Source organism: Modestobacter sp. I12A-02662, from assembly GCF_041028325.1.
Classification (GTDB): Bacteria; Actinomycetota; Actinomycetes; order Mycobacteriales; family Geodermatophilaceae; genus Modestobacter.
The window spans coordinates 15,852-36,576 of the sequence record NZ_JABGDE010000014.1 but is presented as its reverse complement, the minus strand read 5'-3'; the positions used below and the strand labels follow the sequence as shown (position 1 = coordinate 36,576).

23 protein-coding genes are annotated in these 20,725 nt (G+C 75.2%); 10 read left to right on the top strand and 13 right to left on the bottom strand.

What is annotated here, in order from left to right; translation table 11 throughout:
- Positions 1-28 precede the first annotated feature (28 nt).
- Positions 29-784, top strand: coding sequence for a 3-oxoacyl-ACP reductase FabG (gene fabG, locus HL189_RS19470; protein ID WP_369135383.1), 756 nt, complete (start codon positions 29-31; stop codon positions 782-784).
- Between the two features lie 118 nt (positions 785-902).
- Entirely contained in the window at positions 903-3,185 is a 2,283-nt protein-coding gene (locus tag HL189_RS19465) for a hypothetical protein (protein WP_369135382.1), read from the top strand.
- Between the two features lie 2,064 nt (positions 3,186-5,249).
- Here the strand turns inward: HL189_RS19465 and HL189_RS19460 are convergent.
- Genes HL189_RS19460 through HL189_RS19450 form a run of 3 tightly spaced genes read right to left on the bottom strand, consistent with a single transcriptional unit; the run spans position 5,250 to position 7,334 of the window.
- Entirely contained in the window at positions 5,250-6,032 is a 783-nt protein-coding gene (locus HL189_RS19460; protein WP_369135381.1) for an SDR family NAD(P)-dependent oxidoreductase, read from the bottom strand.
- 49 nt (positions 6,033-6,081) lie between these two features.
- A complete protein-coding gene (locus HL189_RS19455; protein WP_369135380.1) occupies positions 6,082-6,639 on the bottom strand; it encodes a dihydrofolate reductase family protein in 558 nt (185 codons plus the stop codon).
- 11 nt (positions 6,640-6,650) lie between these two features.
- Positions 6,651-7,334: a DUF5701 family protein gene (locus HL189_RS19450; protein ID WP_369135379.1), complete on the bottom strand. Its 684-nt coding sequence runs from the start codon at positions 7,332-7,334 to the stop codon at positions 6,651-6,653.
- Between the two features lie 95 nt (positions 7,335-7,429).
- Here HL189_RS19450 and HL189_RS19445 point away from each other — a divergent pair, with 95 nt between their 5' ends.
- Positions 7,430-7,918, top strand: coding sequence for a hypothetical protein (locus tag HL189_RS19445; RefSeq protein ID WP_369135378.1), 489 nt, complete (start codon positions 7,430-7,432; stop codon positions 7,916-7,918).
- 31 nt (positions 7,919-7,949) lie between these two features.
- On the opposite strand, the gene HL189_RS19440 is transcribed toward HL189_RS19445, so the two are convergent.
- The gene (locus tag HL189_RS19440) at positions 7,950-9,233 is read right to left on the bottom strand and encodes an Nramp family divalent metal transporter (protein ID WP_369135377.1); all 1,284 of its coding nucleotides are present in this window, start codon (positions 9,231-9,233) and stop codon (positions 7,950-7,952) included.
- 116 nt (positions 9,234-9,349) lie between these two features.
- Complete coding sequence (locus HL189_RS19435) at positions 9,350-9,763, bottom strand: VOC family protein (protein WP_369135376.1); 414 nt, start codon at positions 9,761-9,763, stop codon at positions 9,350-9,352.
- A 54-nt stretch (positions 9,764-9,817) separates the two neighbouring features.
- Between HL189_RS19435 and HL189_RS19430 the strand changes: the two genes are divergently transcribed.
- Positions 9,818-10,372 carry a dihydrofolate reductase family protein gene (locus HL189_RS19430; protein WP_369135375.1) on the top strand — a complete coding sequence of 185 codons (555 nt, stop codon included), beginning with the start codon at positions 9,818-9,820 and terminating at the stop codon, positions 10,370-10,372.
- Here the strand turns inward: HL189_RS19430 and HL189_RS19425 are convergent.
- A complete protein-coding gene (locus tag HL189_RS19425; RefSeq protein ID WP_369135374.1) occupies positions 10,357-10,977 on the bottom strand; it encodes a GNAT family N-acetyltransferase in 621 nt (206 codons plus the stop codon). The genes HL189_RS19430 and HL189_RS19425 overlap by 16 nt on opposite strands.
- The gene (locus HL189_RS19420; protein WP_369135373.1) at positions 10,974-11,738 is read right to left on the bottom strand and encodes a Mut7-C RNAse domain-containing protein; all 765 of its coding nucleotides are present in this window, start codon (positions 11,736-11,738) and stop codon (positions 10,974-10,976) included. The genes HL189_RS19425 and HL189_RS19420 overlap by 4 nt, the downstream gene beginning before the upstream one ends.
- Before the next feature lie 63 nt (positions 11,739-11,801).
- Here HL189_RS19420 and HL189_RS19415 point away from each other — a divergent pair, with 63 nt between their 5' ends.
- The 3 genes from HL189_RS19415 to HL189_RS19405 are packed head-to-tail and all read left to right on the top strand — an operon-like array spanning position 11,802 to position 14,050.
- Positions 11,802-12,347, top strand: a complete 546-nt coding sequence (locus HL189_RS19415; protein WP_369135372.1) for a GNAT family N-acetyltransferase — start codon at positions 11,802-11,804, stop codon at positions 12,345-12,347.
- 46 nt (positions 12,348-12,393) lie between these two features.
- Positions 12,394-13,044, top strand: a complete 651-nt coding sequence (locus HL189_RS19410; protein WP_369135371.1) for a GntR family transcriptional regulator — start codon at positions 12,394-12,396, stop codon at positions 13,042-13,044.
- Positions 13,034-14,050, top strand: coding sequence for a 1-aminocyclopropane-1-carboxylate deaminase (locus HL189_RS19405; RefSeq protein ID WP_369135370.1), 1,017 nt, complete (start codon positions 13,034-13,036; stop codon positions 14,048-14,050). The genes HL189_RS19410 and HL189_RS19405 overlap by 11 nt, the downstream gene beginning before the upstream one ends.
- Here HL189_RS19405 and HL189_RS19400 read toward each other — a convergent pair whose 3' ends face one another.
- The 3 genes from HL189_RS19400 to HL189_RS19390 form a co-directional block, all read right to left on the bottom strand.
- Positions 14,051-14,791 carry an alpha/beta fold hydrolase gene (locus tag HL189_RS19400; protein ID WP_369135369.1) on the bottom strand — a complete coding sequence of 247 codons (741 nt, stop codon included), beginning with the start codon at positions 14,789-14,791 and terminating at the stop codon, positions 14,051-14,053.
- Between the two features lie 30 nt (positions 14,792-14,821).
- Complete coding sequence (locus HL189_RS19395; protein ID WP_369135368.1) at positions 14,822-15,058, bottom strand: hypothetical protein; 237 nt, start codon at positions 15,056-15,058, stop codon at positions 14,822-14,824.
- A gap of 112 nt (positions 15,059-15,170) precedes the next feature.
- Positions 15,171-16,022: an SDR family NAD(P)-dependent oxidoreductase gene (locus tag HL189_RS19390; protein WP_369135367.1), complete on the bottom strand. Its 852-nt coding sequence runs from the start codon at positions 16,020-16,022 to the stop codon at positions 15,171-15,173.
- Between the two features lie 64 nt (positions 16,023-16,086).
- Here HL189_RS19390 and msrA point away from each other — a divergent pair, with 64 nt between their 5' ends.
- The 3 genes from msrA (at position 16,087) to HL189_RS19375 (ending at position 19,059) form a co-directional block, all read left to right on the top strand.
- Positions 16,087-16,749, top strand: coding sequence for a peptide-methionine (S)-S-oxide reductase MsrA (gene msrA, locus HL189_RS19385; RefSeq protein WP_369135366.1), 663 nt, complete (start codon positions 16,087-16,089; stop codon positions 16,747-16,749).
- Between the two features lie 67 nt (positions 16,750-16,816).
- Complete coding sequence (locus HL189_RS19380; protein WP_369135365.1) at positions 16,817-17,935, top strand: class I SAM-dependent methyltransferase; 1,119 nt, start codon at positions 16,817-16,819, stop codon at positions 17,933-17,935.
- Positions 17,936-17,976: 41 nt separating this feature from the next.
- Entirely contained in the window at positions 17,977-19,059 is a 1,083-nt protein-coding gene (locus HL189_RS19375; RefSeq protein WP_369135364.1) for a cyclopropane-fatty-acyl-phospholipid synthase family protein, read from the top strand.
- Positions 19,060-19,118: 59 nt separating this feature from the next.
- Here the strand turns inward: HL189_RS19375 and HL189_RS19370 are convergent, their stop codons facing one another.
- From HL189_RS19370 to uraD, 3 genes are all read right to left on the bottom strand, one after another.
- Entirely contained in the window at positions 19,119-19,610 is a 492-nt protein-coding gene (locus HL189_RS19370; RefSeq protein ID WP_369135363.1) for a phosphoribosyltransferase, read from the bottom strand.
- Between the two features lie 48 nt (positions 19,611-19,658).
- Positions 19,659-19,976, bottom strand: coding sequence for a hydroxyisourate hydrolase (uraH, locus tag HL189_RS19365; protein WP_369135362.1), 318 nt, complete (start codon positions 19,974-19,976; stop codon positions 19,659-19,661).
- 79 nt (positions 19,977-20,055) lie between these two features.
- The gene (gene uraD / locus HL189_RS19360; protein ID WP_369135361.1) at positions 20,056-20,583 is read right to left on the bottom strand and encodes a 2-oxo-4-hydroxy-4-carboxy-5-ureidoimidazoline decarboxylase; all 528 of its coding nucleotides are present in this window, start codon (positions 20,581-20,583) and stop codon (positions 20,056-20,058) included.
- Positions 20,584-20,725 lie beyond the last annotated feature (142 nt).

Here is a 20,725-nt window from a genome sequence, read left to right as displayed (position 1 = left end):
CACGCAGCGACTGGGCGAGGAGAACGCAGTGGCACAGCACAGGACGGCGATCGTCACCGGGGCAGCGCGCGGCATCGGCGCGGCCATCGCCCGGCGGCTCGGCTCGGACGGCATGCAGGTCGCGGTGCTCGACCTCGACGAGGCCGCGTGCGCCGGCACGGTCGAGGCGATCACCGGTGCGGGCGGCGAGGCGCTCGCGGTGGGCGCGGACGTCGCCGACGAGGCCTCGGTCACCGCGGCGGTGGAGCGGGTCGCCGACGAGCTCGGCGCCCCGACCGTGCTGGTCAACAACGCCGGGATCATCCGCGACAACCTGCTGTTCAAGATGAGCGTCGACGACTGGGACGCCGTGATGGGCGTGCACCTGCGGGGCTCCTTCCTGATGACCCGGGCGGCGCAGCAGCACATGGTCGCGGCCGGGTGGGGCCGGATCGTGAACCTGTCGAGCACCTCGGCGCTGGGCAACCGCGGCCAGGTCAACTACTCCGCCGCCAAGGCAGGCCTGCAGGGCTTCACCAAGACCCTCGCCATCGAGCTGGGCCGCTTCAACGTCACGGCCAACGCCATCGCACCCGGGTTCATCGAGACCGAGATGACCGCGGCGACCGCCGAGCGGCTGGGGATCCCGTTCGAGCAGTTCAGGGAGATGGCGGCCCAGCAGATCCCGGTGGGCCGCATGGGCCAGCCCGACGACATCGCGCACACCGCGTCGTTCCTGTGCAGCGAGGGCGCCGGTTTCGTGTCCGGCCAGGTGATCTACGTGGCGGGCGGCCCCAAGGACTGACCCCGGCGGGAGGTGACCGAGTCGCCAAGTCACCTCCCGGGTGTGGTCGCTGACCGATAGTGACTGGTGTGGCGAGTCCTTGGGCTCGATCCCACGCGTCGCGCCCTACGTTCCGTCCGTGATGACCAGACGGCCCGCTCGCCGGCCGAAGCACCGGCCGACTCGCAGCCGGCTCGCGGCATGGGTCGCGGCGCTGACGGCGGCGACCGTGCTGCCGGTCGGCCTGGCCACGGTCGTCGCACCCCCCGCCGTGGCGGCGACGACGGCGACGGACTTCACCATGCCGGCGGGAGGTGTGGCCCGCATCGCGCTGACGCCGGAGGGCTCCGCCTACAACAGCAACGCCAACGCCAACACGGTGTCCCGGGTCACCGACGGCGGTGTGGTGACCGAGGTCGTCGCGTCGGTCGGGGGGATGCCCATGGGCATCGTCGCGGCGGCGGACGGCACGGTCTACACGGCTCAGTTCCTCGGCAAGACCATCGCCAGGATCGCCCCGGACGGGCAGGTCACCCCCGCCTGGGCGTCCTTGCCGTACAACGCCTACGCCCTGGCGATCGACCCAGCCGGGAACCTGTACACGGGCAACCCCGGCGGGGCGAACGTCACCAAGGTGGCCCCCGACGGCACCGTCACGGGGGCGTGGGGGCCGGTGGGGGCCCAGCCGGTCCTCCTCGCCGCTGACCCGCTGGGCGGGGTCGTCACCGCGAACAGCAACGGCAGCCTGACCCGCCTGGACGCCAACGGCGCGGCGACGGTGCTGCGCGGCGCGACAGGGTCGACGCCGGTCGGGGTCGCGGCGGGTCCCGACGGGACGGCGTACGTCGTCGACCCCGACGGGACGATCACCCGCATCACACACGCCGGGGTGGTCACCCCCGCATGGGCGACGGTCCCGAGGGCCCCGGGCGGCATCGCGGTGGACGGCGACGGCGACGTCTACGTCAGCCTGGCCTCGCCCGGCGCCATCGCCAAGGTCTCCCCGGACGGCACGGTCGACGCGGCGTGGGCCCTGCTCACCCCGTCACTCCAGCCCGGTTGGGTGGCCGTCAACGCGGCGGGCAGCCGGCTCTGGACTGCGGGACTGAACACCACCGGGATCACCCGGGTGGTCGAGACGCTCCCGCCGAGCGCGGTGGGCGCCCTGGCCGTGACCGGGCAGCACGAGGCGCTGGCCCTGTCCTTCGATGCCCCGACCAGCGACGGCGGGTCGGCGGTGACCGGCTACGAGGCCAGCACCGACGGCGGGACGACGTGGGTCGCGGTGTCGCCCGCCACCGCCGGTGGCCGGCTGACCGCGGTCCTCAGCGCCACCTCAGCCGGGAGCGCCCTGGTGAACGGCACGAGCTACGACGTGGTGGTGCGGGCGCTGAACGCCGCGGGCACCGGTGCCGTGTCGACCACGGAGGCCGCCACCCCGCGGACCGTCCCCGGCGCGGTCGGCGCCCTGGCCGTGACGGGGCGCGACGCGGCGCTGGAGCTGGTCTTCGACGCCCCGGCCAGCACCGGGGGGTCGGCGGTGACCGGCTACCAGGTGAGCACCGACGGCGGCGCGACCTGGGCGTCGCTGGCCACGGCGGTTGCCGGCGGCCGGCTGACGGCGACCGTCGCGACGGCGTCGGGCGGCGGCGCGCTGGTGAACGGCACGAGCTACGCCGTGGTGGTGCGGGCGCTGAACGCGGCGGGTGTGGGTGCGGACTCAGGGGCGGCCGCGGCCCCGGTGGCGCCGGCGGCCCCCGCGGCCCCCGCGGCCCCGCCGGCCCCGCCGGTGACCGCTCCTGGTCCGCCGGCCGAGGTCACCGTGACATCCGGGGACGGGCAGGCCACGGTCTCCTGGACCCCGCCGGTCCACGATGGTGGCTCGCCGATCTCCGGGTACACGGTCGTGGCCGCCCCCGAGCGGGCGGGAGGCGGAGCGGCGATCGCTCCGGCGGCCCTGCGCGGGAACCGGGTCGCTGCCACCGGGCTGGGTGGGGAGCGGCTGGCGCTGGCGGCCGACACCGTGGTGATCGGTGAGGAGCGCAGCTGCACCACGACCGGGACCTCCTGCACGGTGACCGGGCTGACCAACGGGGTGAGCTACCGGTTCACCGTGACGGCGACGAACAGCGCCGGGACCTCGCTGGCGACGGCCATCCTCGCCGCGGTGGTGCCGACGGCGCCGGCCGGTGCCCCAGCAGGGCTGCCAGCGACGACCCCGGCGCCGACGACCGTGACGCCGCCGGCCGGGGCGGCGGGGACGACCGCTCCGCGCCCGGCGACCGCGAGCCCGGCCGGGGGCCTGGCCTACACCGGGTTCCCCGTGCTCGTCGCGCTCCTGGTGGCGTCCCTCCTGCTCGCCGCCGGCGGACTCGCGCTCGCTGCCGGCCGGCGCAGGTCCGCGTCCCCGGTCCGGGACTGAGGGCAGGGGTGGTGCGCCCGTGAGCTCTCGGTTGCGTGGGGTCCTGCCCGGTCGCCGTCGACTCGCGGCCTGGGTCGCGGTGCTGACCGCAGCGGCCGTGCTGCCGGTGGGCCTGGGCACCGTCGTCGCGCCGCCCGCCGCGGCCGCGACGACGGTCACCGAGTTCCCGCTGGACGCAGGTCAGCCCGAGCAGGTGGCACTGGCCCCGGACGGCACCGTCCACGTCAGCCACTGGTACGACAACGCCGTCTCCCGGATCACCGACGCGGGCACCGCGGCAGGCCCCCCGACGGCGGTGCCCGGCGGGCCGGGCGGCATCGTCGTCGCACCGGACGGCACCGTCTACAGCGCCCAGTGGGGGGCCGGGGGCGACACGATCGCCAGGATCGCGCCCGACGGCACGGCCGACCCCGCCTGGGTGAGTGTTCCCGGGGGCCCGGTCGACCTGAGCGTCGACGCGGCCGGCAACCTGTACACGGCGAACTACCTCACGCGGACGGTCTCCAAGGTGGCCTCCGACGGGACCGTCACCGGCGCCTGGGCCACCGTTGCGACGCGGCCCTGGTACCTCGCCTCGCATCCGGGCGGTGGGGTGCTGATGGCCAGCTACGACGGCACCGTGACCCGGATCGACGCCGACGGGGTCCCCACCGTCGTCCGCGGTGCCACGGGGACGTACGCGGCGGGGGTGGCGTACGCCCCCGACGGCACCGGCTACTTCGCCGACTTCAACGGCTCGATCAGCCGCATCTCGGCCGATGGCGTGCTGACCGCAGCGTGGGTGACCGTCGCCGGGAGGCCCGGCGGCATCGCCGTCGACGGGGACGGGGACGTCTACGCCACCCTCATGGACGTCGACGGCATCGTGAAGATCGGTGACGGGGGAACGGTGACGTCGCCCTGGGTCACGGTTGCCGCCGGATTCATGCCCGGCTCCCTGGTCGTCGACGCGGCGGGCTCCCGGGTCTGGGCGATCTCGCTGGCGAGGACGGCGATCGCCCGGGTGGCGGTGTCCTCCCCGCCTGCCGCCGTCGGCGACCTGACCGCGACCGGGCAGGACCGGGCGCTCGGGCTGTCGTTCGAGCCGCCGGCCCGCGACGGCGGGTCACCCGTGACCGGCTACGAGGTGAGCACCGACGGCGGCACGACCTGGGCCGCACTGGCGGCGGCGACGGCCGGGAGCCGGCTCACGGCCACCGTCGTGACGGGGTCCGACGGTGAGTCGCTGGTCAACGGCACGAGTTACGACATCGTCGTCCGGGCGGTGAACGCGCTGGGGTCCGGAGCCGTCTCGGGCACGGTGGCCGCGGCTCCGGTGGCGCCGGCGGTGACCGCGCCGGGTCCGCCGACCGAGGTCGCAGTGGTGCCCGGGGACGGGCAGGCCGCGGTGTCCTGGCAGCCGCCGGCCGACGACGGCGGCGCGCCGGTGTCCGAGTACACGGTGGTGGCCACTCCCGCGGTGGGCGGCTCGGCGGTGACGGTCGGGGGTGCGGGCCCCGGAGGGCGGGTGGCCGTGGCCGGCACCGGGGCGCGGGTGATGCGCGCGATGGTCGCCACGGCGGCGGCCACCGATGACCGGAGCTGCACGACCGGTGGGACGTCGTGCACGGTGACCGGCCTGACCAACGGGATGAGCTACCGGTTCGCGGTGACCGCGACCAACAGCGCCGGCACCTCGGCGCCGACCACCTTCGCCGCGGCCGTGGTGCCCGCCGCCCCGCCGGGTGGCGGGGGTGGACCTGCGGTGCCCCCCGCGGTGCAGCCGGCTCCCGACCCGGCGCCCGCGACGGTGGGGCCACCCGCGGCCACGGGGGCGCCGACCCCGATCACGGCCCCGGTGACCCGGCCGCAGGGGCGACCGGCGCGTCGACGACCGGCGCGGCGGCGACGGCAGCCGCGGCGACCGGCGCACCGCACCCGGCGACCGCGAGCCCGGCCGACGGCCTGGCCCACACCGGCTTCTCGGCGCTCTCCGTGCTGCTGTTCGGCGCGCTGCTGGTGGCGGGCGGCGTCCTGGCCCTCGTCGTCGGCCGGCGCAGGACGGCCGCCGTCCCGGACTGATGCTCAGGGGGTCGCCCGGCGCTCCGGGCCGCCGTGCAGTCCCCGTCGGGCCAGGCCGGCGGTGAGCGCCGTCCAGGCGCGGACCGGCACCAGCCGGGCCGCCTTCATGAGCAGCATCATCGGCACCGGGAAGACGATCTCCGCCTTGTCCCGGGCGATGCCGTCGGCGATCGTCCGGGCGGCCTGGTCCACCTCGATCAGGAACGGCATCGGGAACCGGTTCCGGTCGGTCATCCGGGTGCGGACGAAGCCGGGGTTCACCAGCTGGACGACGACGCCCTGCGGCGCGAGCGACCCGCGCAGGCTCTCCAGCAGGTTGATCAGCGCCGCCTTGCCGGCGTTGTAGGCCTCCGACCCCGGCAGGCCGCGGTAGCCGGCGACCGACGCCACCCCGACGACCCGCCCGCGCCCCTCCGCCAGCATCCGGGGGACGACGGCCTCCATCGAGTGCACCGCCCCTAGCACGTTGACCTGCAGGTGCTCGGCGAACAGCGCGGAGTCCCAGGGTTCCACGTGGAACCGCGACCACGTCCCCGCGTTCAGGACGGCGACGTCCAGCCCGCCGAGCGCCTCCCGCACCCGCTCGCCGGCCGCGACGGTGGCGGCGCGGTCGGTGACGTCGACCGGCACGGCGACCATCCGGTCCCCAGCGACCTCGGCCAGCTGCTCGGCGTTGCGCGCACTGATCGCCACCCGGGCCCCGCGGTCGGCCAGCTCCCGGGCCAGCGCAGCCCCGATGCCGGCCGACGCGCCGGTGACCCAGATCCGCGCTCCGGAGATCTCCATGCCCAGAGCGTGGCCGATCCGGACGGGCGGCCGGCACGGGGGTGGGGAGTCAGCCGGCTGCCGGCCCGTAGGTGAGGTGGGCGACCCCGTTGCTCAGCCGCTCCGCGCCGAGCAGCGACAGCGGCGTCTGCGGTGCGCCGTCGGGGAACAGCCGGATCCCGGTCCCGACGGCGAGCGGGTAGACGTACAGGTGCAGCTCGTCGACCAGGCCGTCGGCGAGCAGCGCCCGCACCAGGGTGGCGCTGCCGCTGACGTACAGGTCGCCGTCCGTCTCCTCCTTCAGTGCGCGGATCCGGCCGGCGTCGTAGCCCCCGAGGACGGTCGAGTTCGCCCACACGGACTCGGCGTCGGCGAGCGTGGAGGTCACCACGTACTTGCGGGTGTCGTTGAAGAAGGGGGCGCCCTCGTCGTCCTCCGCCGTCCGGGTGGACCAGGCCGGCGCGAACATCTCGAAGGTGGTGCGGCCGAGCAGGATGCCGGACGCCGACGCCGTCAGCGCGCCGATGGAGGCGGCCAGGTCGTCGGGGAAGCCGTACTCGACCGTCCACATCGGGGCGTCGACCACGCCGTCGACGGTGGTGAACTCGTGGACCTTGATCGCGCCCATGCGCCTGCCCTTCAGGAGACCGGGGAGACCCGGCCGGTGGTGGTGTCGTCGAGGAGACCCTCGTCGGTCGCGGATCTCATCGGTGCGGTCCGGCCGGCGGTGGAGGCGAAGCCCAGCCACGTGTGCCGGTTGCCGGCCCAGCACCAGCCGACCTTAGGTGCATGGCGCCGCTCCCGGCCGTCCCGGCCGGTGCCGTTGCTGAGCCAGAGCGCCGGGGTGCGGGTGTCGAGCCGCCCGTCGGGACGGCGCAGCCGCGAGCCGATCGTCATGAAGCAGTGGTTGCGGTCCAGCGCGGCCGGTTGCTGGAGCAGCCAGTGCAGGCCCTCGGTCAGCGTGAGCGGGGAGCGGCCCGCCGCGGTGAGGGCCGGCAGCGCCTCGTCGGGGCTCCAGTTGGCCATCGCGTCCCCCCGGTCGGGGGCGGAGACGACGTAGACCGGCGCGTCGGGGAGCGCGGCCTCCGGGATGGGGGAGAAGGCGTCGACGTCGGTCATGTCCGCGACGACGAAGCCCCGCCTGCCCTCGCGCTCGACGCACTCGGCGAGCCGGGACGCGGGCAGGCAGGTGGGGTGGACGGCGAGCAGGCTGCCGTCGGGACCGGTGTCGGCGGCCGCGCGGAGCTCCGCGACGGGGAGTCCGGGGATCGACAGGGCGGCGAGGCGCTCGGCCTGGTCGGTCAGCGAGGGCAGGGGCAGCACGGGACCTCCACGGTGGGCGGGCCGGGGATGGACGCGGTGGGACGGACCGGGGGTCAACGAGGTGCGCCGGGCCGGAGTTCCCCGATGATCGGGGCATGTCCCCGCGCAAGCAGCCGCGCCGGTCCGCGGCCCCGTCCCCGGGCGTGGCCCACGGCGAGTACGTCGTGTACCCGGGCACCCGCCCGGAGGTCTACGACCTGCTCGAGCGCCTGAGCGCGGCCGCCGGGGACTCACCCGACTTCGGCACGCCGGGTCTCAGCCTCGACCGCACCCGGCTGACCGTCCGCTGGTTCGGCGAGCCGCCGCCCGAGGTGCGGCGGGTCGTCGACCGGGCCGGCCCCGGCCTGACCGTGGTGGTGGAGCCGACCGAGTTCCGCCCCGGCGACCTGCGGGGAGAGGCCGAGCGGCTGGGCCGCGAGCACGCCGCCGTCGTCCGGTCCGCCGGCCCGCGGCCGGAGGGCGACGGCATCGAGCTGCTCATCGACCCGGCCGCCGTCCGGAGGGCCGGCGGCCCGGCCACCGCGGTGCTCGACGCCGGGATCGAGAGCGGCTTCCCGCTGTTCCCGGAGGAGGCCTCGGACTGACCGTCGGCCATGTTGGCCAACATGGCCGCCATCAGCGGACGAAGCTCACCAGCAGGTAGCCGTTCAGCCCGATGATCAGCGCGGCCACGACCGCGCCCGCGAGCGTGGTGACCCGCCGGTTCACCCAGGCGCCCATCACGTCGCGGCGGCTGGTCAGCCACAGCAGCGGGACCAGGGCGAACGGGATGCCGAAGGAGAGCACCACCTGCGACCAGACCAGCGCGGTCGTCGGGTCGCCGCCCAGCCCGAGCACGAGCAGGGCCGGGGCCAGGGTGATCAGCCGGCGGACGAGCACGGGGATGTGCCGGCGCAGGAACCCGGCCATCACGACCTGACCGGCGTGCGTGCCGACCGAGGAGGCGGCGAACCCCGAGGCCAGCAGGGCGATCGCGAAGGCGAGCGCCGCTCCGCTGCCCAGCTGGGCGCCCAGGCCGGCGTGCACGCTCTCCAGCGAGCTGATGGCGGTGTCCCCGGTGAACAGCTGCGCGGCGATCACCAGCATCGCGGCGTTCACCAGGCCGGCGAGGCCCATGGCGAGCAGCACGTCGAGGCGCTGGGCGCGCAGCAGCCGGCCGCGACCGGCCTTGCTGCGCCCGGCGGTGATCGAGTCGCCGTACCGGCCGGGGGTGAGCGCGGAGTGCACGTAGATGACGTGCGGCATCACCGTCGCCCCGAGGATGCCGGTGGCCAGCAGGAGGCTGTCGGTGCCGGCGAAGCCGGGCACCAGCCCCGAGGCCACGCCTCCGGCGTCGACCCCGGAGGCGACCAGCGTGTAGGCGAAGCCGCCGCCGATGACCAGCAGCAGCCCGGCGATCACCCGCTCGAACGGGCGGTACCCGCGGGACTGGGCGGCCAGCAGCACGAAGGCGACGACGGCGGTGATCACCCCGCCGATCGGCAGCGGCACCCCGAAGAGCAGGTAGAGCGCGACCGCGCCGCCGACGATCTCGGCCAGGTCGGTGGCGACGGCGACCGCCTCGGCCTGCGCCCACAGCCCCCAGGTGACCGGCCGGGGGAACCGGGCCCGGCAGTTGCTGGCCAGGTCACGGCCGGTCGCCAGGCCCAGCTTGGCGGTGAGCGCCTGGATGAGCATCGCCATGAGGTTGGCCGCGACGATCACCCACAGCAGGGTGTAGCCGAACGAGGCGCCACCGGAGAAGTTGGTCGCGAAGTTCCCGGGGTCGACGTAGGCCACCGCCGCGACGAACGCGGGGCCGAGCAGCGGCCACAGCCGCCGCCGGGTCCGGACGGCGGGGGGCCGGCTGCCGACCACGGTGGTCGACAGGACGGCGGCCTCGGTCTTGGACAGGTACACGGCACGACCCCCGGGCTGCGTGGTTGGGCTGGCTCTCCTGCTCTGCCCGGCCCGGGGGGACCGCGGGGGCCGACCTGTGGCCCCCGGGGGTCAGGTCAGCCTTGCCTCGGTGGGCGTCAGGTGGCCGCGCCTGCGATGTTGACCATCCACGCGATGCCGAACCGGTCCACGCACATGCCGAACTCGTCGCCCCACATCTGCTTCTCCAGCGGCACGGTGACGGCGCCGCCCTCGGAGAGCTTCGTGAAGTACCCGCGCAGCTCCTCGGTGTCGTCCCCGCTGAGGCTGATCGAGACGTTCGAGCCGGTGCTGAGCTCCATGCCCGTGGGGGTGTCCGAGACCATCAGCGTGTAGCCGGCCGGCGTCTCCAGCTGACCGTGCATGATCTTGTCCGCATCGGGGCCCTCGGCGCCGCCGCTCTCGCCGAAGGTGCTCAGGGACACCTCCCCGCCGAACACCCCGCGGTAGAAGTCCAGCGCCTCGCGGGCCGAGTTCGGGAAGTTGATGTAGGGGTTGAGACGAGAGGGCATGTCATCCTCCGGAGAGTGGGAGCGGGCCGCTCAACGTAGCGGGAGGGGAGCCCCGTGGGCCGGATCGTGATCACCGAGAACATCGCCCTGGACGGCGTCGTCGAGGCCGACGGCGGGTGGTTCGCGCCCGCCGGCGGGGCGGACGACGCCGACCAGCTCGCGGCGGTGCAGGAGCAGGCCGCCGCCTCCGGCGGGTTCCTGACCGGGCGGGTCACCTTCGAGCAGATGCGCGGCTACTGGCCGCAGCAGTCCGACGACCGGACCGGCGTCAGCGCGCACCTGGACCGGGTCGCGAAGTACGTGGTTTCCCGCACCCTGACCGATCCGCAGTGGGCCAACACCACGGTGCTCGCCGGGCCGCTGGCCGAGGAGATCGGGGCCCTGCGGGAGCGGCCGGGCGGCGACGTCGTCACCACCGGGAGCATCACCCTCGTCCACGACCTGGTGCGCCTCGGGCTGGTCGACGAGTACCGGCTGTTCGTCTTCCCCGTGGTCCTGGGCCGCGGGCGCCGGCTGTTCCCCGACGGCACCGGCGTGCCCGCCCTGCGGCTGCTCGAGTCGCGGCGGTTCCGCAGCGGCGTGGTGCTGCTGCGCTACGCCTCGGCCTGATCGCGGCTCGGCCGGCGCACGAGGGTCCAGATCGGCAGCTCGTGGTCGACGGCGGTCCGGGTGCTGTGGGTGACGGCGAAGCCGGACCGCTGCAGCCAGCGGACGGCGGTGGAGGTGTAGACCGTGGTCGCCGCCGGAACACCGTCGGCGTCGCACCGCTCGAGCACGGGACGCAGCACGGCGGCGCCGAGCCCGCGGTGCCGGCCGGCCGGCCGGGTGCCGACGGCGTGCAGCCACCAGTGCGGCTCCTCGGGCCGGCCCGGCGCGCCCAGCCGCTCGCTGGCGAGCACGACCGGCTGGCGGGGGCCGAACACCCGCGGCAGGTCGCGGTCGATGACGGCCTGCAGGTCGGCGGCGGGCGCACCGGCGTCGGGCGCGACCCAGGACGCGGCGGAGGTGACGTCGTCGGTGACCCACGCCGTCCCGTCCAGGACCGGCACGAGCGCGCCCCACAGCTCGGCCCAGCGGTGCAGCCGCTGGGTGCGGCCGTCCTCGGGGAGCGCCCAGGACGTCCACCGGTAGTCGGGGTAGGCGGCGGCCAGCGTCGCGGCCAGCCGGGGGACGTCGGCCCGCGTGGCGCGCCGGACGACGGGGGAGTCGCTCACCCGCCGATCCCATCACGGGGGCGCCCCCCCGCCACGCCGGCCTGTGCCACCAGGGCGTCGATCCGCCGGGCGTGGGCGCCGCGCCAGTAGACGCGCCCGCACCGGGTGCACCGGCTGAAGTCGTCGAACGAGCGCCGGGTGCCCGGCTCCAGCTGGGCGGTCACCTCCGCCTTGGCCACCGGCACCAGCGCGCCGTTGCAGGCCGTGCACCGGGTCAGCGGCGCGAGGACCGGGACGAACCGGTCCAGCACGTCGGTGAGTTGATCGTCCGGATCGCTGCCGCGGACCAGCGCGCCCTGCGGGAGGGCCCGGCGCATGAGCAGCCGGCGGTCCTGGGTGAGCAGCACCCGGTCCTCCGCGACGGTCTGGACGACGAGCTCCGGGTCGTCGGCGGCGTTGGACCAGGCGGCGTCCAGCCCCAGCAGACGCAACCGGCGGGCCAGCGCGCCGAGGCCGACGTCGAGCAGGAAGCCGCCGGGTGGGACGGGTTGCGGCCGGAGCACCGGGTGCACCTCGATCACGGATCCGGACCGCGTCCGGGCGTCCGGCGCGGCCGGCGCCCCGTCCAGGACCAGGTCCCCGACCTCGGTCAGCGGCACGCCCGCCGTCTGGACCAGGTGCCCGACGGTCGCGTCCGGGTCGAACCCGAGCACCCGCTCCCCGGCGCCCCGCAGCCGGGGTGGCAGCAGCCACCGCAGGTCCGGGTCGAGCCGGACCAGCACGGTCCGCTCGTCGCCCGTTCCTGCCGGCAGGGGGTCCATGCGGCCGTCCTACCCGGTCCGCACGCTCTCCCTCCCCGCCGGTGGACCTGCCAGGCTCCCGGCGTGGAGCCGTTCGAGCTGCCGGTCGGGGAGCTGCTGCTGCGGCCGTGGCGGGAGGACGACGTCCCCGCCGTCTGGGCTGCGCTGCGGGACCCGGCGCTGCGGCTCTGGAACGGCGCGGGGGCGGGGTCGCTGGACGACGCCCGGGCGGTGCTGGCCCGCCGCCGGAAGTGGGGCGAGGGCGACCACGCGTCCTGGGCGGTCGTCGACGGGACCGACGGGCTGCTGGGCTCGCTGTCCCTGCACGCGATCGACCGGCTTCAGGGCAACGCGGAGATCGGCTACTGGACCGTGCCGGCCGCCCGGGGCCGCGGGATCGCGCCGCGGGTGGTCGACGCCGCGTGCCGGTGGGCGTTCGGCGCCCTGCCGGTCGATCGCGTCCAGCTCTTCCACGCCGTGGAGAACGAGGCGTCGACCCGGGTGGCGGCCAAGGCGGGTTTCACGCTCGAGGGCCGGCTGCGCCGCTCGTACCGGTACGGGGACGGCGTGAAGCACGACGACCTGCTGCGGGGACGGCTGGCCGACGACCCGCCGCCCGACCTCCGGTGACGTCTTGACTTCTCGCTAGCTGACATCTGAGATGTCAGTTGTGTCGATGGCTCCCGTCCTCCGCGTGCTGCTGCGCGACCAGGCGCTGCAGCTGATCCGGGACGCCATCGTCAGCGGCGAGCTGGCGCCCGGGGCCGTGGTCAAGGACGCCGAGCTGGCCGCCCGGCTGGACCTGTCGGTGGCACCGGTGCGCACGGCACTGGCGCGGCTGGCCGACGAGGGGCTGGTGGAGGCCAAGCCGCAGAGCCACACCCGGGTCACCCCGCTTGTGCTCCGGCAGGTGCGGGACGCCGCCGTCGTCGTCCGGGCGATGCACGAGCTCGCCGTACGAACGGCGGCCGGCCGGGTGACCGGGGACGACGTCGCGGCGATGCGCGCCGCGAACGGCCGGTTCGCCGACGCGCTGGCCGCCGACGACCTCCCGGCGGCCCTGGTCGCGGACGACGAGCTGCACCGGATCCTGCTGGACCGGTGCGGCAACACCGCGGTGACCGCCACGGTCGAGCGGTTCACCCCGGCGGTGCGCCGGCTGGAGCGGCAGCGGTTCGCCGCGGCGCACGGACGGGAGTCCGTGGCGCTGCACGACCGCCTGATCGCCGCCTGCGCGGCCGGCGACGTCGAGGACGCCGTCGCCACCACCACCGAGATCTGGACGGCGCTGCTGTCCGAACTGGAGGAGACCCCCGATGCTCGCTGACTTCCCCCGTTTCCCGCTGCTGTTCGGCCCGTCCCCGGTGCACCGGCTGGACCGGCTGACCGAGCACCTCGAAGGCGCCGCCGTCTGGGCCAAGCGGGAGGACGTGAACTCCGGCATCGCGTTCGGGGGGAACAAGACCCGCAAGCTCGAGTACCTGGTGGCCGACGCGCTCGCGCAGGGCTGCGACACGCTCGTGTCGATCGGCGGGGTGCAGAGCAACCACACCCGTCAGGTGGCGGCGGTGGCCGCGCGGGTGGGCCTGAGGTGCGTGCTCGTGCAGGAGAGCTGGGTCGACTGGCCGGACGCGGTCTACGACAAGGTCGGGAACATCCTCATCAGCCGGCTGGCCGGCGCCGACGTGCGGCTGGTGAAGGCCGGTTTCGGCATCGGCTTCAAGGAGAGCTGGGAGGCCGCGCTGCGGGAGATCGAGGAGCGCGGCGGCAAGCCGTACCCGATCCCGGCCGGCGCCTCGGACCACCCGCTGGGCGGGCTCGGGTTCGCGAACTGGGCGCACGAGGTCGCCGCGCAGGAGGCGGAGCTCGGGGTCTTCTTCGACACGGTCGTGGTGTGCTCGGTGACCGGCTCGACCCAGGCGGGGATGGTCGCCGGGTTCGCGCAGCTGGAGGAGCAGGGCGGCCGGCCGCGGCGGGTGCTGGGCGTGGACGCGTCGGCGAAGCCGGCCGAGACGCGGGACCAGGTGCTGAGGATCGCCCAGCGCACCGGGCAGGCGATCGGCCTGCGGCGGGAGCTGACCGCTGCCGACGTGGAGCTGGACGAGCGGTACCACGCGGGCATCTACGGGATCCCGGACGCCACCACCATCGCGGCGATGGAGCTGGCCGCCCGCACCGAGGGGATGGTCACCGACCCGGTGTACGAGGGGAAGTCGATGGCCGCGACGATCGACCTGGTCGGGCGCGGGGAGATCGACCGGTCGTCGACGGTGCTGTACGCGCACCTGGGTGGTCAGCCGGCGTTGAACGGCTACAGCGCGCTGTTCTCCTGATCAGAGCGGGACGCTGAGGCCCTCCGGGCTGGGCTGCCGGAGGGCCTCGGCGACGTCCGCGCGCATCGGGGCGAGGCCGGTGCCGGCGAGGACGACGTCCCGGGCGAAGGCGTGCCACCGGGAGGACCGGCGGATCATCGAGTGGCCGCCCGCGATGGTGAAGCGGGCGACGCGGGCGCCGGCCCGGCGGGCGCGGACGGCGAAGTCCGCGGACAGCCGCGGCGGCACCCAGCGGTCGCCGAGGCCGTGCAGGATCGCGACCGTCTGGCCGCGCAGGTGCATCACCGGCTCGCCGGGCGGCGTCCACGGGGCGAGCGCGCAGACGGCGGTCACCGACCGCTCGCCCCCGGCCCGGAGCACCGCGCGCCCGCCCATGGAGTGGCCGACCAGGACGATCGGCACGTCGGTGCCGTGCTCGTCGCGCAGCCGCTCGATCGCCCAGCGCACGTCCTGGTAGGCGTCGGCGGCCTCGCCGTTCCAGCCGGCCACCCGGTAGCGCAGCAGCCCGGTCGCGATGCCCCGGTCGGCGGTGGCGCGGTGGACGAACTGCTCGAACGCGCGCATCCGGACGAGGCTGAGGGCCTGCTCGCGGGGTGGGTCGAGGCTGGCGACGGTGCCGCCGTGGCAGAACAGCGCGATGCCGCGGGTGTCCCCGTGCGCGGCACGCTGCTCGAGGGACTGGGCGTGCGGTGCCCGGCCGGGATCGGGGGTGTCGGGGTCGGGCGGGAGCTGGGGATCCACGGTTTCTCTGGGTCCACGGTCGCCGAGGGATCAGCGTCGACGGCGGCCGCCGCGCAGCCGGGACCGGGCGCGGTCCCCCAGGTCGCCCGCCTTGAGCAGGCCGTTGCTCACCGAGGACGGCCCGTTGCGACGTTCGAGCGCCTGGCCGACGCGGCGCAGCAGCCCGGTCGCGAGGGGGACGAGGAAGGTCAGCAGGACCCAGGTCCGGAACCGGCGGGTGAGGAAGAGCCACATGTCCAGCCGGTGCCCCGGGAGCGGCCGGCCCAACCGGGGGGCGGTGGACCGCCCCTCGCGTTGATCATCGCCGCGTTGCCGGCCGGACGGCGTGGCGTCGCGTGTCCGTGGCGACGCGCCGATGATCAACGGGCGGCCGGTGAGCTCACCGCGGGAAGTCGGGCTCGTTCCGCGGCACCACGAAGACCTCGGGCACGAAGCTCGTGTCCGGCATCGTGACCACGGTCAGGACCATCCGGGCGACGTCGGTCGGCGGCATCATCCGGTGCCCGGGGATGCCCCAGCGCTCCATCATGGGCGTGTCCATGGCGGCCGGGACGATGCTGTGCACCCGGGCCGGGAACGGGACCTCCACCCCGTCGGACCCGACCGTGGCCTTCTCCCGCAGTTCCCGCTGGATGCACCGGGTCGCGCTGCGGAACGCCGCCTTGGAGCTGTTGTAGGCGATGGCCCCGCTGCCCGAGGTGACCGCCGACAGCGAGGTCACGTGCACGACGTCGGCAAGGGTGTCCGCCGGGCGGTGCTGCACCCGCTTGAGGAACTCGCTGGTCAGGAACACCGGCCCCTCGCAGTTGACCGCGTGCACCTGCCGGTAGTCGGCCAGGTCGATGTCCACGACGTAGCCCGGGCGGTCGATCCCGGCCACGTTGACGAGCAGGTCGAAGCCGTCGCCGTGCCGCTCGAACAGGTCGGCGACCACCTGCTTGCGGGCGTCGTCGTCGGTGACGTCGAGCTCCACAACCTCGGCCCTGCCGCCGGCGGCCTCGACCTCCTTGCGGGTGTTCTCGGCGCCGGCGACGTCCACGTCACCGAGGGCCACCGTCGCACCGGCGGCGGCCAGCGTCGCCGCCACCGCGCGGCCCAGCCCGCTCGCCGCCCCGGTCACCAGTGCGACCCGTCCCGTCAGCTCGTCGGTGCTCATCTGCTCCCTGTCCTCGTCGGCGCCGGGCCCGACGCCCGGTCCCGCCACCTTGACGCAGGTGATCGACTCCTGCATGGCGGAGGAGCGGGCAGCTGGTCGGCCCGCGGTCGGTGTCGCACGACCGAACTACAGTGGAGCCATGTTCTTCTCCCGCGCGAAGACCCAGCCGGTTCCCGCGGAGGACGCCCTGGCCGGCCGCCAGGCCCCGCTGTACGGCGTCCCCGAGGTGCACGCGGTCAACGGCAACCGCATCCAGCCGCCGTTCCCCGAGGGGATGCAGACCGCCGTGTTCGGCGCCGGCTGCTTCTGGGGTGTCGAGAAGGTCTTCTGGGAGACGCCCGGCGTCCACTCCACGGCGGCCGGCTACGCCGGCGGTCACACGCCGAACCCCACCTACGAGGAGGTGTGCACGGCCCGCACCGGGCACACCGAGGTGGTGCTGGTGGTCTTCGACCCGGCCGTCATCTCCTACGAGCAGCTGCTCAAGGTGTTCTGGGAGGACCACGACCCGACCCAGGGCATGCGGCAGGGCAACGACATCGGCACCCAGTACCGCTCGGCGATCTACTACGCGACGCCGGAGCAGGAGGCCGCCGCCCGGGCCACCCGCGACGCGTACCAGGAGCGGCTGCGCGCCGCCGGGTACGGCGACATCACCACCGAGATCGCTCCGCTCGGCGAGTTCTACTACGCCGAGGAGGACCACCAGCAGTACCTCTACAAGGTCCCCCACGGCTACTGCCCGGTGCACTCCACCGGGGTCAGCTGTCCGATCGGCCTGGGCGTGCAGAGCGCGGACTGATGAAGGACCACCCTTCCCCCCACGCCTCCCAAGCTCGGCGCGGGCCCCTGGAGGGTGGCCGGATGCGATGACCGTCGAGCTCTTCGCCCGGCTCCGCCGTGAGCCGGACGTCGAGGCGCCGGACCTGGTCGCCGTCGACGCCACCGACCGGTTGCTCCTCGACGAGGCGGCGGCCGGGATCGCCGCGCACCCGGAGGGCGTCGTCCTCGTGGAGGACTCGCACGGCGCCCTCACCCTCGGCGCCGTCGCCCTGCACGGCGCCGCGCGGCCGCGGGTGCACCAGGACGCCCTGCTCGGCGAGCTCGCGTTGGCCGCCAACGCCGACCGGGTGGGGCTGGCCGGGTCGTACCGGTCCCTCGACCTCGGGCCCGAGCTGGTGCAGGGCGCCACGACCGTGCTGGTCAAGGTACCCAAGAGCCTCGACGCGCTCCGCGAGGTCGCCGAGGTCGTCGCCGCGGACGCCGACCCGGGCGTGACCCTGCTGGTGGGTGGGCGGGTCAAGCACATGACCCACGCGATGAACGACGTCCTCCGGGACTCCTTCACCGACGTGCACGCCACCCTGGCCAGGCAGAAGTCCCGGGTGCTGGTCGCCCGCGGGCCGCGGCCGGGCGGCCGCTCCTTCCCGCGCTGCCGCGAGCACGCCGACCTCGGGCTCACCGTCTGCGCCCACGGCGCCGCCTTCGCCGGGACGAAGGTCGACCGCGGCACCCGCGCCCTGCTCGCGGTGCTGCCCGGCGCGGTCCCGGAGGCAGCGACGGCGCTGGACCTCGGCTGCGGCACCGGCGTCCTCGCCGCCGCCCTCACCCGGGCCCGCCCGGCGCTGCGGGTGACCGCCGCCGACCAGTCGGCCGCCGCCGTTGCGTCGGCACGGGCCACCGCCGCGGCGAACGGGCTGGTGGAGCGGATGCACGTCGTCCGGGACGACGCCGCCGCCGGCCTCCCTCCCGGGAGCGTCGACCTGGTCGTGTGCAACCCGCCGTTCCACCTGGGGACGACGGTCTCCGACACGGTCGCCGAGCGGCTGTTCACCGGGGCCGCGCGGGTCCTGCGGCCGGGGGGTGAGCTGTTCTGCGTCTACAACAGCCACCTGCCGCACCGCCGGGCGCTGCAGCGGATCGTCGGCCCGACCCGCCAGGTGAGCCGCGGCCCGACGTTCACCGTCACCGCCTCCGCGCGCCGCTAGCCCCTTCCGCCGTCCGGCCCGTCCGAGGACCCTCGGAGGCCATGACGACGACCTCCGCGCCCCCGCTCCCCGCCCTGTCCGACCGGCTGTTCGCCGCCGTGGTCGGCGGCTACGAGATCGCCGCGGTGGCCCTCGGCCACCGGCTCGGCTGGTACCGCGCCCTGGCCGACCACGGGCCGGCGACCGCCGCGGAACTGGCCGACCGCACCGGCGCCGACGCCCGCTACGCGCGCGAGTGGCTCGAGCAGCAGGCCGTCTCCGGCTACCTGGGCGTCGACGACCCGGCCGCCGGGCCCGAGGACCGCCGGTTCTCCCTGCCGCCCGAGCACCGCGCCGTGCTGGTCGACGAGCTCGACCCCGACCACCTGATGCCCCTGGCCGACATCACCGTCGCGTTCATGCGCTTCGTGCCGCAGTTGGCCGAGGTCTACCGCGGCACGCGCACGTTGTCGTGGGACGAGCTGGGGGACGACGTCCGGGACGCCCAGGCGGCCGCCAACCGGCCCTTCCTCCTCGGCCCGTTGGTCGACGACCTGCTCCCGGCGGTGCCCGGGGTGGACGACGCACTCCGTGCCGGCGGCCGGGTCGCCGACGTCGGCTGCGGCTACGGGTGGAGCTCGATCGCCATCGCGCGGCGCTGGCCCGGCTGCCGCGTCGACGGGTTCGACGTCGACCTGCCCTCGGTGCAGCGCGCGCACCGCAACGCGGAGGAGGCGGGGGTCGCCGAGCGGGTCACGTTCCGCACGGCCGACGTCCGGGAGACGGAGCCCGGTGCGGACTACGACCTGGTGGTCGCCGTCGAGTGCGTGCACGACATGCCCGAGCCGGTCGGCGTGCTCGCCGCGATGCGGCGGATGGTCCGGCCCGGCGGCACGGTGCTGGTGCTCGACGAGGCGGTGGCCGAGCAGTTCACCGTCCCCGGGGACGACGCCGAGCGGCTGTTCTACGGCTACAGCGTGCTCTGCTGCCTGGCCGACGGCCGGTCCTCGGAGCCGTCAGCGGCGACCGGCGCGGTGATGCGCCCGGACACCCTGCGCCGCTACGCGCGGGACGCCGGCTTCACCGACGTGGAGGTGCTCCCCCTGGACGCCGGCTTCTTCCGCGTCTACCGGCTCGTGATGTGACCTGAAGGACCCCCTCCTCCCCACCCCTCGCAAGGTCGGGGCGGTGCCCTGGAGGGGGCCTAGTGGTCGAAGCCGCCCCGGGAGACCACCGGGGGCAGCGTCGACCAGGGGAAGTCGATCCAGGCGTCGGTCCGCTTCCACACGTAGTCGCAGCGCACCACCGAGCGCGGCTTCTCGTACACCACCGCGGTGCGCACGTCGGAGACGTGCCCGCTGCAGAAGTCCACGACGAGCTCGAGGGTCTTCCCGGTGTCGGCGACGTCGTCCGCGATCAGCACCCGCGAGCCGGTCAGGTCGACGGCGTCCAGCGTCGGGGGCAGCACGACCGGCAGCTCCAGCCGCTGGTCGACGCCGGTGTAGAACTCCACGTTCATCACGAACAGGTTCTTCACGTCCAGCGCGTAGCCCAGCGCCCCGCCGAGGAACAGCCCGCCCCGGGCGATCGACAGGATGAGGTCGGGCTCGAACCCGTCGTCGGCGACCTGCTGGGCCAGCTCGCGCGCCGCGCGACCGAAGTCCTCGTAGGTCAGCGTCTCCCGCTGCTCGCTCACGCCGCCGATCTCAGCAGAGCGGCGATCCCGGCCGGACCCCGGGGTGCCTCAGGAACCCCGGTAGGTCGAGTAGGCGAACGGGGAGAGCAGCAGGGGCACGTGGTGGTGCTCCGCCGGCTCCCGGACGGCGAAGGTGAGCACCACCTCCGGCCAGAACGTCTCCGTGCCCTGCGCGCGGGCCCACGCCCCGGTCGCGAAGACCAGCCGGTGCGCGCCGGCGGCGGTCGGCTGCTCGGTCAGCCGGCAGCGGCCGTCGGCGTCCGTGGTCCCGGAGGCGACGACGCCGTCCGGGCCGAGCAGCTGCACCGCCATCCCGGCCGCCGGTCGACCGGCCACCGCGTCCAGCACGTGCGTCGAGACGCTCATCGTGTCCTCCGATCCGCTCCGGGCTCGTTCCGCTCCTCGCTCGCTGGCGCTCGCTGCGATGCTCGCTCGCCCGTCGTGTTCACTGTGCGCCGTTCTGGACCAGCCGGCGCACCCGCAGGCCGGTGATCTGGGCCAGCTGCTCGACGACCTCGGCCCGCTCGGTCGCGGCGTCGTTGGCCAGCCGGCGCCGCAGCTCGGCGAGCATCTCCTCCGCGGACCGGCCCGCGGCACGGATCAGGAAAACGTGGTGGAACCGCTGCTCGTAGGCCCGGTTCCCCTCGATGAAGGCCGCCCGCACCTGGGCGGCGACCGCGTCCATCCCGCTCTGCTCGCGCCGGGAGGCCACTGCCTCGGCCGAGGAACCCTCGACCCGGTCACCGATCCGGGGGTGGGCGCTCAGCGCCACGGCCACCTCGTCCCACGGCAGGACCCGGGTCACCTGCTCGGCGCGCGCCACCAGCGAGTCGACGTCCGGGTACGGGCGGCCCACCGCCAGCTCGGTCGCGAACCGGGGGGCCGCGTTGATGGCCTGCAGCACCTCCTCGACCCGCTCGACCGGCTCGGTGTTGAACCGCTCGAGGGCTGCGGGGACGTCGGCGTCGGGCACGCAGCAGAGGATGCCAGGCGGGGACGACGTTCGAGAGGACATCGGCCGGTCGAACGGACACGGCCGGCCGAGAGGGCACGTCGGGATGCGTCCATGAGCGGTCACCGTATGATGGCGGACAGTAAGTGCCGCGCTCCGGCAC

Bases quoted from the DNA above. Each gene is read 5' to 3' on its own strand.
- HL189_RS19455 (WP_369135380.1), bottom strand. From the start codon at position 6,639: ATGGGCGCGATCAAGGTCCACGAGTTCACCACCGTCGACGGCGTGGTC.
- HL189_RS19380 (WP_369135365.1), top strand. From the start codon at position 16,817: ATGACCGTCGAGCTCTTCGCCCGGCTCCGCCGTGAGCCGGACGTCGAG.
- HL189_RS19410 (WP_369135371.1), top strand. From the start codon at position 12,394: ATGGCTCCCGTCCTCCGCGTGCTGCTGCGCGACCAGGCGCTGCAGCTG.
- msrA (WP_369135366.1), top strand. From the start codon at position 16,087: ATGTTCTTCTCCCGCGCGAAGACCCAGCCGGTTCCCGCGGAGGACGCC.
- HL189_RS19435 (WP_369135376.1), bottom strand. From the start codon at position 9,763: ATGCCCTCTCGTCTCAACCCCTACATCAACTTCCCGAACTCGGCCCGC.
- HL189_RS19375 (WP_369135364.1), top strand. From the start codon at position 17,977: ATGACGACGACCTCCGCGCCCCCGCTCCCCGCCCTGTCCGACCGGCTG.
- HL189_RS19420 (WP_369135373.1), bottom strand. From the start codon at position 11,738: ATGGACCCCCTGCCGGCAGGAACGGGCGACGAGCGGACCGTGCTGGTC.
- HL189_RS19460 (WP_369135381.1), bottom strand. From the start codon at position 6,032: ATGGAGATCTCCGGAGCGCGGATCTGGGTCACCGGCGCGTCGGCCGGC.
- HL189_RS19445 (WP_369135378.1), top strand. From the start codon at position 7,430: ATGTCCCCGCGCAAGCAGCCGCGCCGGTCCGCGGCCCCGTCCCCGGGC.
- HL189_RS19390 (WP_369135367.1), bottom strand. From the start codon at position 16,022: ATGCAGGAGTCGATCACCTGCGTCAAGGTGGCGGGACCGGGCGTCGGG.
- HL189_RS19405 (WP_369135370.1), top strand. From the start codon at position 13,034: ATGCTCGCTGACTTCCCCCGTTTCCCGCTGCTGTTCGGCCCGTCCCCG.
- uraH (WP_369135362.1), bottom strand. From the start codon at position 19,976: ATGAGCGTCTCGACGCACGTGCTGGACGCGGTGGCCGGTCGACCGGCG.